Genomic DNA, 13302 nt, shown 5'->3' with positions numbered 1-13302 from the left:
GGGCCGGCGGGGGCTAGGCGGTCCCGTCGGTCCGGCGTCGCATCGCGAACGCCCGCCCCGCGGCGAGCGTCGCCGCCACGATCACGACGACCGTGGTCACGGTGCGCACCCACGTCCCCGTATCGGTCGAGTAGTCGGTGAGGGACGCGATGCCCACGCCCGCCGCCGTGGCGACGACCGCGCCGATCGGCAGCATCCACGCGAGCGCGACGACGGTGGCGCGGATCCGCTCGGCACTGAGCACGCGGAGCGCTGCGGCGACCGCGGCCAGCGCACCGGCGTACGCCAGTACCCCGCCGCCGGCGTAAATCGCCATGATCCACACCGTCGACGGTGCCGACACCAAGTCGGCGAACGCGGATCCGACGAACCCGAGCGCCGGCACCGACCCGATCACCGCGCCGAGCAGCCCGGCGAGCACCACCGACGCGATCCGGTCGCCCGCGCGGACCTGCGGGCGGACCCCGATCAGCCACAGGATCATGCCGGCGCACGCGCCAGCCGCCGCACCGACCAGAGCGGGACGCGCGATGACCTCGGAAACCGGGTTCGCGCCGAGCCCGGCGACGAGGCCGTCGGCCGCCAGAATCTCACCGGACACCACCACGGTGCTCGCCGACGTGGCGCCGATCAGCGCGAGGACCGCGCCGAAGAGCGCGAAGCCGATCGCCTGGCGCAGTGCCGCCATTGCGCTACTTGCCGCCCTTCTTCGCGTACTCGGCCACCCGGGTCTGCCCGGTGCGGGCGCCGATGACGTCCATCAGCCGGTCGGTGGCGCGGCGGATCGACTCCTGATCGTCGGCGGTGGCGTCGCTGAGGTCGAGCGCCGGCAGCACCTCGACGGTGATCCGGCTCTTCCAGAAGTTCTTCAGCGTGCGGTGATCGGTCCCGGTCAGCGCGATCGGGACGACCGGTGTGCCGGTGGCGAGCGCGACCCGCACCGCGCCGGTCTTGCCCTTGTACAGCCGACCGTCGGGGGAGCGGGTGCCCTCGGGGTGGATGCCCCACGCGCCGCCGTCCTCGACGATCCTGGTCGCGGCCTCCAGCGCCGGCGCCGAGACGGACCCGCCGCGCCGGTCCACCGGGATCTGGCCCATACCCGAGAAGAAGACCTTCTTGAACTTCCCCTTGATCCCCGGCTGGGTGAAGTAGTCGGCCTTCGCGAGGAACATGACGGGCCGGCGCGCGCTCTGGACCACGTAGAAGGAGTCCGAGATCGCGAGGTGGTTGGCGGCCAGGATCACTGGTCCTGTGCGGGGGACGTTCTCCAGCCCCGTGTACTCGGGGCGACCCCAGACCCACAACGCGGGGCCGATCAGCAGGTGGCGCGCGACCCGGTAGCGGAACGCGGCACGCAGGGAACTCAGCGACATGAGACGTGTATACCGCTCCGCGGGCCGCGTTGTTTGCGATGTCGCGGATACTGTCGGTACGGCGCTACGCCGCGGTCGTGAACGCGACCCACCGCCACCGTCCCGCCGCCGCCTCGACCCGGCCGGCGGCCGCGAGTACCCGCTCGCCGCGGCGGTAGGTCAGGAAGATCTCGGCGCCCACCTCCGGATCGCCCGCGCGGGTTCGAGGCGTTCGTGGGCACCTGCGGGGCGTGCCCACGTGCACGTTCCCCCAGCCGGACACGGTGCCCTCGGGCCCCGTCTCGGCCAGCGTGCGGAGCACGTCCACGACGGTGTTCGACGCGATGGCGGTCAAGTGCTTGGCCGGGCGCCGCCGGTCGAGCACCTCGAAGACGGGACGCAGCGTCGACAGGACGAACCGGTGCGCGTCGGGGTGCACCGCTGCGACGGGTCCTGGGACGTCGCCAGGCGCCCGTCGCGCCGCTTCCGCCGGTTCCGGCGGGGTCGGTGGAGGCGGCGGCGGTAGCGACGGTGCGGGCGGTGGAGCCGGACGGGCCCCGACGAGCGGCCGCGCGGGCGGCTCCGCGTCCGGTGCGCGCAGAACGGTGAAACCCGGCCCCGTGAGCGGCACCGGGCGCTCGGCCCGGTCGACCGCGATGATGATCGCCCCCATACTTATTAGACGCATCAGGGGCCCGTCAGGATCCCGTTGCTTCCGGCCGGACACGGGCCGGGCGTGTCGCGGGCATCCCGTATGCTGGCGCCGACATCAGTACTCCGGGGAGGTGCAGGTGAAGGGCAGGCTCGGCCAGTCCGATGCGGAGTTCTACGCGTTGGAGGACTCCACCACGCCGACGCACGTGGGGTCACTCGCGGTGCTGCGGCGCCCCGACGAGGACGGCGCGGGGCTGGACTACGAGCGGTTGCTCGCCACGATCGAGGAACGCCTCGCGGAGGTGCCCCGGTACCGCCAGAAGGTCCGGACGGTGCCGTTCGGCATCGCGCGGCCCGTGTGGATCGAGGACCGCGATTTCGACATCACCTACCACGTGCGGGTATCCGCGGTGCCGCAGCCGGGCAGTGACGACCAGCTGCACGACCTGGTCGCGCGCCTGAACTCCCGCCCGCTCGACCGGGAGCGGCCGCTGTGGGAGGTCTACCTCATCGAGGGCCTCGCCGACGATCGCCTCGCGGTCTTCACCAAGACCCATCTCGCCCTTGTGGACGGGCGCGCCAACGTCGACCTGATGCAGCAGCTGCTCACCGACACCCCCCGCACCCCGGAGTCGCCCGAGGACCTGTGGATGGGCCAGCACGAGCCGAGCGACGGCGAGCTGGTGATGGGGGCGGTCATCGACATGCTCTCGCGCCCAGCGCGCACCGCGTCGATGATCCAGGGGCTGGTCGGCGAGGTCGCCGAGTCGATCACCGGGCTGCAGGAGGACGCCGCGAACGTGATCGAGCGGGCGTCGAGCCTGGTGCGTGCGCGGACCGCGGTGACCCCGGTGCGCTCGCTCAACGTCCCGATCTCGCGGAGCCGGCGGTTCGCCGTCGCGACCATGGACCTCGCCGAGTTCCGGCGCCTGCGCGCGGCGTTCGGCTGCACCGTCAACGACCTCCTGCTGTCGGTGGTGGCGGGCGGCCTGCGGACGTGGCTGATCTCGCGCGGCGAACCGATCAGCGCGGGCACCGAGGTCCGCGTGCTGGAGCCGATCGCCGTCGACGACGTCGGGCTGGGCGTCGGTGAGCAGGTGCGGGCCTACATCGTCCGGCTGCCCGTCGCGGAGAGCAACGCGGTGGTGCGGATGCGGCAGATCGCGCACGGCGCGGCGGCGCAGGTGGACCGCAACCGCCAGGTCGCGGCGCGGGCGCTCGCCACCAGCGGCGGATTCACCCCGGCCACCCTGCACGCGCTCGGCGCTCGCACCGCGATGAGCGTGTCGCCGCGTTCGTTCAACATCCTGGTGACCAACGCGCCCGGCCCGCAGGCACCGGTGTACCTCGCGGGGATCGAGGTGCTGCAGGTGTACCCCGTTCCTCCGCTCATCGCGAACCAGGTGGTGTCCATCGGGATCACGTCGTACAACGGAAGGGTGTACCTCGGTCTCAACGCGGATCGCGACGGCATGTGGGACGTGATCTCGATGACCGAGTTCCTGTACGAGGCGCTGGACGAGCTGGCGGCGTCCGCGAAAGGAGTAGATGACGGTCCGCGTGTACGTTCCCAGTACCCTCGCCGGGCTCCAGGCGCTGCAGCGCGACGGTGAGCTGTTCCCGTTGGGCGGCACCGTCTTCGGGGTGACACCCGCGTTGCGTGAGGCGTACACGTCGGGCGACGACGAGGAGCTCGCCGAAGCGGCCATGCGGCATGCCGCGCGCGCCTCGCTGCGGCTGCTCGCCGTCGACGGTGCCGAGCCCGCGCCCGGCGAGCAGCCCGATCCCGTGCGCCGCGTGGTGATCACCGCGGACGTCCCGGCCGCGAAGGAGCGCGCCGACCTCGACGACGCCGTCCTCAAGGTGACCGAGCCGATCCGCCTGCGGGACGTCCTGGCCGTGCACGTCGACGTCTCGGAGGCCGAAGAGGCGGTGGTCCGCGCGGCGCAGGTCGTGGACGCCGCCGATCTGGGCGATGAGGACGCCGAACTCGCCGTCGGCGACGCCGAGGATCACGACCTCGCCTGGTACGCCACGCAGGAGCTGCCCTTCCTCCTGGAACTGCTCTAGCCCGGACGCGGGAGGCGGTCGACCTGCTCGAGCCGGGGTGGCCACGCGTCGACGCCCCGGGCTACGGTGGGGGAATGACGGTGCGCGGTATCCGGTTCGGAGCAGCCCTCCTGGTGGGGGCGGGCGTGGTCGCGTCCGCGCCCGTCGCGGCTGCGGCGCCGGTCCCGCTGACCGGCACCCAGTGGAGGTTCGAGGCGAGCGGGTACGCGCGCACGGCGCCGATGAAGTACACCGGTGCGCCGGCGTTCTTCCGCATCGGCGGCTCCCGCGCGGGCGGGAACGACGGGTGCAACGTGTTCGGCGTGAACGCGGTCGTCGCGGGTGAGCGGGTCACGTTCAGCGACATGATCTCGACCCTGCGGATGTGCATCAGGCCCGGCGCGGGCACGCAGTTCGCGGCGGCGTTCAAGGACGTGCGCACGGTCCGGATCACGGGGACCGGCTCCGCATCTCCGACGGTCCGCGGGGCTACTGGGACTTCGTCGCGAACGATCCCGCGAAGCGGTAGCCGCGCCGCGGCGCATGGGACAACCCACGAGAAATTGTCCCAACAGGTTACGGCACCGTAGGCTCACAGTCATGAGCAACAGTTTCCGCGCCTTCCGTGATTGGCTCGAGGCCCCGGCCAAGAACGTCTCCGCCGAGCATCCCCGCACCAATCTGGTGCGCGGTGCGGTCGCGCGGCTCACCACTCCGCTGCTGCCGGACGACTACCTGCACCTGATCAATCCGCTGTGGTCGGCGCGCGAGCTGCGCGGCAAGATCGTCGGCGTCCAGCAGGAGACCGACGAGTCGGTCACGCTCACCATCGAGACCGGCTGGGGCTTCAACACCAAGTACGAGGCCGGCCAGTACGTGGGTATCGGTGTCCTCGTCGGCGGCAAGTGGACGTGGCGGTCGTACTCGCTGACCTCCGTGCCGGACATGGGAGAGGGCCGCGCCCCGCGCGAGGTCTCGATCACCGTCAAGGCGATGAGCGAGGGCTTCCTGTCGAACCACCTCGTCAGCGGCGTGTCCGAGGGCACCATCGTGCGGCTGCAGGCACCGTCGGGCGACTTCACGCTCCCGAACCCCTTGCCTCCCAAGGTCCTGTTCCTCACCGCGGGCAGCGGCATCACGCCCGTCATGGCGATGCTGCGCACGCTCGAGCGCCGCGGCATCCCCACGTCGACCGACATCGTGGCCGTGCACTCGGCCCCGAACGCCGATTCCGCGCTGTTCCGCGAGGAGCTCGAGGCGTTCGACGCGAACCACGCGAACGTCGCCGTGCAGCTCCGCTACACCCGCGACGCCGGGCGCCTGACCCCGCAGAACATCGGCGAGGTCGTCCCGGACTGGCAGGAGCGGCAGACCTGGATCTGCGGGCCGGGCGTGTTCCTGGGCGATATGGAGAAGGCGTGGAAGGACCGCGGAATCGAGTCGCGCCTGCACCAGGAGCGGTTCACCGTGGAGCGCGCGGACGTGTCCGCGAGCGGCGGCGACGTCACCTTCCTCAAGGCCGGCAAGACCACCGAGGTCGACGGTGCCACCACCCTCCTGGAGGCCGGCGAGGCCGCGGGCGTGCAGATGCCGTTCGGCTGCCGCATGGGCATCTGCCAGACCTGCGTCGTGCAGCTGGCCGACGGCCAGGTCCGTGACCTGCGCAGCGGTGACCTGCACACCGAGGGCGAGCGCATCCAGACCTGCATCTCGGTCGCCGTCGGCGACTGTACTCTGGACGTCTGAGCTGCGGTTCCGCCACGTCCGTTGACAGCTTACGGCGCCGTAACTTACGGTTGCGTAGGTTAGAGACGGACCACTGGAAGGCGGCCCCGCATGGCGATCACCGACATCCCCGAGTACGCGCACCTCACAGAGGCCGACGTCGAGACGCTCGGCGCCGAGCTGGACGCCATCCGGCGCGACATCGAGGCCGTCCGCGGCGAGACCGATGTGCGGTACCTGCGGCGGACGATCGCGGCCCAGCGTGGGCTGGAGGTGGCGGGCCGGGCGATGCTGCTCGGGGCGCACAAGCGGGGCTTCTGGTGGGGTTCGGCGGTGTCGCTGGGCCTGGCGAAGATCATCGAGAACATGGAGCTCGGGCACAACATCATGCACGGGCAGTGGGATTGGATGAACGATCCCGAGGTGCACTCGACGACATGGGAGTGGGACAACGCGGGCACGTCGCGGCTGTGGAAGCACACCCACAACTACGTGCACCACAAGTACACGAACGTCCTCGACATGGACGACGACGTGGGCTACAAGACGCTGCGCGTGACCCGTGACCAGCCGTGGACGCCGTTCAACGCGGGCAACCTGGTCTACAACACCCTGCTGATGTTGCTGTTCGAGTACGGCGTGGCGATCCAGCACCTGGAGATCGGCCGGGCGGTCCAGAAGTGGAACAAGCCCTGGTACGACCAGGAGAAGTTCAAGGCCGACGCCGGCGAAGTGGGCCGCAAGATCGGCCGGCAGGCGCTCAAGGACTACGTGGCGGCGCCGCTCGTCGGCGTGCCGTTCGGGGGCAAGCGCGGCTGGCGCAAGGCGCTGACGGCCACGATCACCGCGAACGTGATCCGCAACGTGTGGACCAACGCCGTCATCTTCTGCGGGCACTTCCCCGACGGTGCCGAGAAGTTCACCGAGCAGGACGTGGACAACGAGACCCAGGCCGAGTGGTACCTGCGCCAGATGCTGGGCAGCGCCAACCTCTCCGGCGGCCCGGTGATCGACTTCCTCTCCGGAAACCTGAGCTACCAGATCGAGCACCACCTGTTCCCCGACCTGCCGTCGAACCGGTTGGCGGAGATCGGTGTTCGCGTGCGGGCGTTGTGTGAGAAGTACGACCTGCCGTACACCATCGGCCCGCTGCACGTGCAGTACTACAAGTCCTGGCGGACCATCGCCAAGTTGTCGCTGCCGGACAAGTACCTGCGCGACACCGCCGACGACGCCCCGGAGACCGCCTCCGAGGCGATGTTCGCGGGCACCGAGTTCGCGGAGCCCCGCGTCGACGCCGCGACCGGCCGCCGGTTCGGACTCAAGGCCGCCCGCGCGGCCGTGCACGCCCGCCGTCGCCGCCGCGCCTGACGGTCGCGTTCCGAGTCCCGCGCGGGGAGTCGGCTCCGGGTGCCGCGCCGGTCCGGATGAGGCCGGTCGCCGCCTGCGTGTGGTGTCCTGCTCCCTACGGGGAGCTGGCGTCCCCGAGTTCGTGTGGTGTCCCCTTCGCTGCAGCTGAGGGGACGCCGGATCTTGTCGGGGACACCGGCTCCCTATAGGGAGCCGGAACCCGGAACGCGGAACCCGGAGTGCGCCGTTGCCGCTCGCGCCGCCGTCCACGCCCGTCGTCGCCGGGTCTGACGGTGCGCCGCCGCCGCGCCTCCCGATCCGTTCCCATCCCCCGATTCGTCGCACCCCACCCGAAACGCCACCGTCGCCCCCCGATTCGATGCATCCCACCCGAAACGCCGGCCGAATCGGGGGGAGTGCGACGAATCGGGGGGCGACGGCTGGCCCGCCCGCGCGCGCCCACGCCCGCCAGGCCCGACGGTGCGCCCGCCGCGCCCGCCGCGCACCGTCGAACCGGCGGACGTGTGATGCGCGCCTCCTGAAACAAGATCGATGACTTTGTCCTACCCGGCTGCTACAGTGGAATCGTTCTGTTCTTGAGGCCGCGCCATGCGGTCTGACCGATTGGGGATCGCCTCGTGGCCATCACTGACATCGCGGAGTACGCGCACCTGACCGACGCCGATATCGAGGCGCTCGGTGCTGAACTGGATGCGCTGCGTCGCGAGATCGAGGAGAGCCGCGGCGAGGAGGATGCCAAGTACATCCGCCGCGTGATCAAGAGTCAGCGCATCGCCGAGGCCGCCGGCCGCGTGTTCGGCCTGGGCGCGGGCATGAAGGGCTGGAAGGGCAAGGCCGCGTGGGCCGCCTCCGCCGCGTGCCTGAGCTACGCGAAGGTCATCGAGAACAACGAGCTCGGCCACAACATCATGCACGGCCAGTGGGACTGGATGAACGATCCGGAGATCCACTCGGCGAACTGGGAGTGGGACAGCGCGTCGGACGGCAAGTTCTGGCGGCACACCCACAACTACATGCACCACAAGTACACCAACGTCACCGACATGGACGACGACATCGGCTACGGCATCCTGCGCGTCACGCGCGACCAGCCGTGGGAGCCGTACATGCTGTTCAACCCGGTGTACAACCTCATCCTGATGACGGGCTTCCAGTACGGCAAGGCCGTGCAGCACCTCGAACTGATGAACGCCATGAAGGCGGCGCTCAACGGCGGCGAGCAGTACGCGAACTACGACTGGGAGGAGTTCCGCAGCCGGCTCAAGGTGGTCCTCACCAAGATCACCAAGCAGACGGCGAAGGACTACGTCCTCTTCCCGGCGATGGCCGTTCCCTTCACCGGCGCCCGCGGCTACAAGAAGGCCGCCTCGGCGAACCTCGTGGCCAACACGGTGCGCGACGTCTGGGACCACATGACCATCTTCTGCGGCCACTTCCCGGACGACGCCGAGAAGTTCACCATCGAGGACATCGAGAACGAGACGCTCCCCGAGTGGTACCTGCGCCAGATGCTGGGCACCGCGAACTTCGAGGGCAGCGACGCGCTGCACTTCATCACCGGTCATCTGGGCCGCCAGATCGAGCACCATCTGTACCCGGACCTGCCGTCGAACCGCTACAACTACATCAACTCGCGGCTCGTCGAGATCTGCGATAAGTACGACCTGCCGTACAACACCGGGCCGATGTGGAAGCAGTACGCCGAGTCGTGGCGCACCATCATCAAGCTCTCGCTGCCGGACCGCTTCCTCAAGGACACCGCCGACGATGCGCCCGAGACCCACTCGAACAAGCGCTTCTACGACGAGAACGGCGTGACCACCGTGGTCAAGGGCGAGATCGATGCACAGGGCAACCGTCGTGGCCTGCGCTCGCACGTCGAGGAGTTGGCGGCCGCGAAGTAACGCGGACGGCCGCACTACGCGTAGCCTGAAGACGTGGCTATCACAGATGTCGGCGAATACGCACACCTCGATGACGCCGACATCGAGCAACTCGCACGCGAGCTCGACGCGATCCGCGCCGAGGTCGAGGCGTCCCGCGGTGAGCGGGATGCGCGGTACATCCGTGGCGTGATCCGAGCCCAGCGCGCCCTCGAGGCGGCGGGCAGGCTGACCATCCTCGGCTCCAGGAGTCGATGGTTCTGGGCGGCGGGCGCGGGCATGCTCGGGGTCGCGAAGATCATCGAGAACATGGAGCTCGGGCACAACGTGATGCACGGGCAGTGGGACTGGATGAACGACCCCGAGATCCACTCCACCACGTGGGAGTGGGACATGGCGTGTCCCGGTGCGCATTGGAAGCACTCGCACAACTTCCTGCACCACAAGTACACCAACGTCGTGGGCAAGGATCTCGACGTGGGCTACGGCGTGCTCCGCGTCACCCGCGACGAGCAGTGGCAGGCCAAGCGCTCCGCGCAGTTCCTCAACAACCTCTTCCTGGGGCTCACCTTCGAGTGGGGCATCGCCCTTCACGACATCGAGCTGGCCGAGGCCATCGCCGGCAACAAGCCGTGGCCGCAGACCCGCAAGCAGCTCCGTGAGCTGGGCGTGAAGGCCTCGCGGCAGCTGGGCAAGGACTTCCTGCTCTACCCTGCGATCAGCAAGGCCGTGGGCGGTTCGTTCGGGCGCACGCTCTCGGCGAACCTCACGGCCAACGTGATCCGCAACATCTGGACGTACGTCGTCATCTTCTGCGGGCACTTCCCCGACGGTGCCGAGAAGTTCACCACCGAATCCATCGTCGATGAGACGCCAGGCGAGTGGTACCTGCGCCAGATGCTGGGCAGCGCGAACATCTCCGGCGGCCCCGCCATGGACTTCATGACGGGCAACCTGAGCTACCAGATCGAGCACCACATGTTCCCGGACCTGCCGTCGAACCGGCTGTCCGAGATCGCCGTCGAGGTCCGCGCGATCTGTGAGAAGTACGACCTCCCCTACACCGAGGGCCCGCTGCTGCGGCAGTACTACCTGTCGCAGCGCACCATCGCGAAGCTGTCGCTGCCCGACCGCTGGCTGCGCGCCACCTCGGACGACGCGCCCGAAACGGCCTCTGAGCTGCGGTTCGCCGCCGTCAAGGGGCGCCTCGCGCACGCGCAGGAGGCCGCGCACGAGCGCCTCGTCCACGCCCGAGTCCGCCCAGGAGCGGCTGGCGCATGCGCAGGAGAGCGCGCACGACCGCCTCACCCACGCCCGTGAGGCGGCGCACGCCGCCCAGCAGGAGGTGGAGCGCGTGGGCCTGCGTACCGCGATCGCCGAGGCGGCGCGGCACAAGGTCGAGCAGAAGCGCCTCGAGGTCGAGGCCAAGCGCGCCCGTCGCGCCGCGCGCCGTCGCGGCGGCGCCGTCGCGGGCTGACCCGGCCCCGCGTCCGGCCCCGTCGACCGCGATCGGCGGTTTCAGTCCGCGGCGCGGCGGGGCAGGATCATCACCGGGACCGGCGAGGCGCGGATGATCCGTGCGGCCGCCGATCCGAGGAACACGTGCTGCAGCGGCGCCGCCGCCCGGACCCGAGGAGCAACAGGTCCCCGGGCCGCCACTCGATGCTCTCGACGGCCGCCCGCCAGTCGGGGCCGGTGCCCAGCTCGATCTGCACGTCCGCAGCCGACGGTGCGCCGCCGGTCCGGGCGAGGCGCTCGTCCACGTCCGCGCGGGTGCGCTCCCACCAGCTGCGCAGCACCAAACGCTCCGCTTCCGCGGTGTTGATCATCGCCGAGTACGCGGCCACGTCCCGCACTGAGAACGAGACCACCCGCAACTGCACGCCCCACCGCCCGGCGAGCTCCGCAGCCGCCTCGAGTAGGCCGTTGGCATCGGCGTTGCCGCCGTACGCCACCGTCAACCGGCGCACGGGCACCGGCCCCGGGCGGTACGCGCGGGGTGCGATCGCGACGGGCACCGCGGCGGTGTGCACCAGCCGGTTCGTGACGCCGCCGAGCGCGACCCGGCCGAGCAGTCCGGACGACGACGATCCACGGTCACCACGCTGACGTCGTGCGCCGCGGCGAGCGCCATCAGGCCGTCCGGGACCGATCGCGCGTGTTGCACCTCGACGGTGATCCCGGTGCCGCGCGGCAGTTCGTCGACGGCGCCCAGCAGGGCGCGTTCCGCGGCGGTCGCGACGTGCCCGGCGTACTCGTCCTCGATCGGATCGGCCTGCGGCGGCAGGCGGCGCTCGATCACCGACGCCGCGATGATCGACTCGCCCGTGGTCCGGGCGATCTGCGCGGCCAGCTCGACCGGGGCGGAACTGTGCCGGCTGGCGCTGAACCCGGCCATGAGCGTCATGCGGGCGACCCCTGTGCGTGCGCCGTGGCGATCACGTGCGTGACGGGCAGGTGGTGCTCCGCGCGAGCGCGGTCGACCACGTCGAACCGGTGCCACACCGAGGTCTCCGGCGGCAGCGTCGAGATGACGATGTGATCGGGCCCGAAGGCCGCGACCGCGGTCGCGAGCGCCCGCAGCGGCCGGTAGTCGCCGAGCTCACCGTCGGCCTCGAAGCCGTCCTCCCGCAGGGCGTCGACGGTGCGCTGCAGCCGCTTCTCGGCGCGGTGCCGGGTCTCGTCCCAGATCTCGAGCGGGCCGTGCGTCTCGCCGGTACCCATCTCGATGGGGTTGACGGGCACGACCACGTGGAAGCGGGTGTGCTCGGTGGCCCCCATGCGCCGCAGCTCGGCGAGCAGTTCGCCGGACTCGACGGTCTGGTTGGCCAGGACGACCACCCGCGCGGGGGCGGCGGCACCGTCGGACTGCGCGGCGGGTGCGGGGCGACGGCTCAGGAACCACCGGTTCGCGAAGAACAGGCCGATGATCACGGCCCACGCCCCGAGGCTGAGCAGCAGCTGCGAGCGGGTGCTGCCGTCGATGTACATCTGCACGAGAACGGCGATCATCGCGACGATCGTGACCAGCGACAGCACGGGGAACAGCCACATCTTGACCGACAGGCCCTCGGAGCCGTTGCGGAACCGGAGCACCGTCTGCGAGATCGCGATCAGCAGGTAGACGAAGATGATCACGGCGCCCGACGAGTTCAGCAGGAACGTGAAGATGGTGCTCTCCCAGAACGCCGCGGCGATCACGCACAGGAAGCCGATCACCGACGACGCCAGGATCGCGCGCACGGGCACGCCCGATGCGGACACCTTCATCAGCTGCGGCGGCGCCTCGCGGCGGGCGGCCAGCACGAACAGCATCCGCGACGCGCTGTACATGCCGGAGTTGAGGCAGCTCAGGACGGCCGTGAGCACGACGGCGTTCATGATGTGCTGCGCGTACGGGATGCCCATCGCCTCGAATGCGGACACGAACGGCGACGCGGCGAGCTCGGGGCCGTTCCACGGCAGGATGCAGGTCAGCAGGAACGCCGAGCCCACGAAGAAGACCGCGATGCGCACGATCACCGAGTTGGCGGCGCGGGCCACGGCCTTCTGCGGATTCTCGGACTCCGCCGCCGCGATGGTCGCGATCTCGGCGCCCATCATCGAGAAGATCACGGTGACCACGCCCACGGTGACGGCGCCGGCGCCGAGCGGGAAGAACCCGCCGTGCTCGGTGAGGTTCGACAGGTCCATCGACTTGCCCGGCCACAGGCCGAACACGAAACAACTGCCGAGCACCAGGAACGCGATGATCGCGGCCACCTTGAGCCCGGCGAACCAGAACTCGAACTCGCCGAACGACGAGACGGAGAACAGGTTGGTCGCGGTCATCAGCGCCAGCAGGATCATCGACGTCAGCCACAACGGCGCCCCGGGCATCCACAGTTGGATGATCTTCGCGCCGGCGATGGCCTCGAAGCCCACCACGACCACCCAGAAGTACCAGTACAGCCACCCCGTCGAGAAGCCGGCCCAGTCGCCGAGCGCGGCGCGCGAATAGTCCGAGAACGAGCCTGTCGACGGGTTCGACACGGCCATCTCGGCGAGCATCCGCATGATCATGATGACCAGGACCCCGGCCAGGCCGTAGGTGAGGAACGCGCCGGGGCCGGTGGCGCGGATGACCACCCCGGAGCCCACGAACAGGCCGGCGCCGATCACTCCTCCGATCGCGATCATCCGCAGTTGTCGCTCGCTCAGAGCCTTCTTGAGTGCCGGGGACTCGCCCACGTCTTACCTCCGGTTGTGCAGGACGCGTACCGGGAGGC

At 70.2% G+C, this 13302-nt stretch carries 12 protein-coding genes and 1 pseudogene; 8 read left to right on the top strand and 5 right to left on the bottom strand.

Going from position 1 to position 13302, the window contains the following annotated elements:
• Positions 1-13 precede the first annotated feature (13 nt).
• The 3 genes from MTP03_RS16930 to MTP03_RS16920 form a co-directional block, all read right to left on the bottom strand.
• On the bottom strand, positions 14-688 hold the full coding sequence (locus MTP03_RS16930) for a hypothetical protein (RefSeq protein ID WP_248489223.1): 675 nt from the start codon (positions 686-688) through the stop codon (positions 14-16).
• 4 nt (positions 689-692) lie between these two features.
• Positions 693-1373 carry a 1-acyl-sn-glycerol-3-phosphate acyltransferase gene (locus MTP03_RS16925; RefSeq protein WP_248489222.1) on the bottom strand — a complete coding sequence of 227 codons (681 nt, stop codon included), beginning with the start codon at positions 1371-1373 and terminating at the stop codon, positions 693-695.
• Positions 1374-1437: 64 nt separating this feature from the next.
• On the bottom strand, positions 1438-2025 hold the full coding sequence (locus MTP03_RS16920) for an Rv3235 family protein (RefSeq protein ID WP_248489221.1): 588 nt from the start codon (positions 2023-2025) through the stop codon (positions 1438-1440).
• 118 nt (positions 2026-2143) lie between these two features.
• On the opposite strand from MTP03_RS16920, the gene MTP03_RS16915 reads away from it, so the two are divergent.
• The 8 genes from MTP03_RS16915 (at position 2144) to MTP03_RS22895 (ending at position 10511) form a co-directional block, all read left to right on the top strand.
• Positions 2144-3619, top strand: a complete 1476-nt coding sequence (locus MTP03_RS16915) for a wax ester/triacylglycerol synthase family O-acyltransferase (RefSeq protein ID WP_248489220.1) — start codon at positions 2144-2146, stop codon at positions 3617-3619.
• Positions 3555-4076 carry a hypothetical protein gene (locus MTP03_RS16910; RefSeq protein ID WP_248489219.1) on the top strand — a complete coding sequence of 174 codons (522 nt, stop codon included), beginning with the start codon at positions 3555-3557 and terminating at the stop codon, positions 4074-4076. The genes MTP03_RS16915 and MTP03_RS16910 overlap by 65 nt, the downstream gene beginning before the upstream one ends.
• 74 nt (positions 4077-4150) lie before the next feature.
• Complete coding sequence (locus MTP03_RS16905) at positions 4151-4645, top strand: META domain-containing protein (protein WP_248489218.1); 495 nt, start codon at positions 4151-4153, stop codon at positions 4643-4645.
• 10 nt (positions 4646-4655) lie between these two features.
• Positions 4656-5801, top strand: a complete 1146-nt coding sequence (locus MTP03_RS16900) for a ferredoxin reductase (protein ID WP_248489217.1) — start codon at positions 4656-4658, stop codon at positions 5799-5801.
• 90 nt (positions 5802-5891) lie between these two features.
• Positions 5892-7151 (top strand): fatty acid desaturase, encoded by a 1260-nt coding sequence (locus MTP03_RS16895; protein ID WP_248489216.1) that lies wholly within the window; start codon positions 5892-5894, stop codon positions 7149-7151.
• Between the two features lie 617 nt (positions 7152-7768).
• On the top strand, positions 7769-9055 hold the full coding sequence (locus MTP03_RS16890; RefSeq protein ID WP_248489215.1) for a fatty acid desaturase: 1287 nt from the start codon (positions 7769-7771) through the stop codon (positions 9053-9055).
• A gap of 33 nt (positions 9056-9088) precedes the next feature.
• Positions 9089-10354, top strand: a complete 1266-nt coding sequence (locus MTP03_RS16885) for an acyl-CoA desaturase (protein WP_248489214.1) — start codon at positions 9089-9091, stop codon at positions 10352-10354.
• A 34-nt stretch (positions 10355-10388) separates the two neighbouring features.
• On the top strand, positions 10389-10511 hold the full coding sequence (locus tag MTP03_RS22895; protein ID WP_256465164.1) for a hypothetical protein: 123 nt from the start codon (positions 10389-10391) through the stop codon (positions 10509-10511).
• A 41-nt stretch (positions 10512-10552) separates the two neighbouring features.
• On the opposite strand, the pseudogene MTP03_RS16880 reads toward MTP03_RS22895, so the two are convergent.
• Both MTP03_RS16880 and MTP03_RS16875 read right to left on the bottom strand, forming a co-directional pair.
• Positions 10553-11441, bottom strand: a pseudogene (locus MTP03_RS16880) (universal stress protein).
• The gene (locus tag MTP03_RS16875; RefSeq protein WP_248489213.1) at positions 11438-13264 is read right to left on the bottom strand and encodes an amino acid permease; all 1827 of its coding nucleotides are present in this window, start codon (positions 13262-13264) and stop codon (positions 11438-11440) included. The pseudogene MTP03_RS16880 and the gene MTP03_RS16875 overlap by 4 nt, the downstream one beginning before the upstream one ends.
• Positions 13265-13302: the final 38 nt, after the last annotated feature.

It is taken from the genome of Tsukamurella sp. PLM1, from assembly GCF_023168325.1.
Classification (GTDB): Bacteria; Actinomycetota; Actinomycetes; order Mycobacteriales; family Mycobacteriaceae; genus Tsukamurella.
Note: the sequence above shows the minus strand (reverse complement) of the source record. Positions and strands in the feature narration are given on the sequence as shown.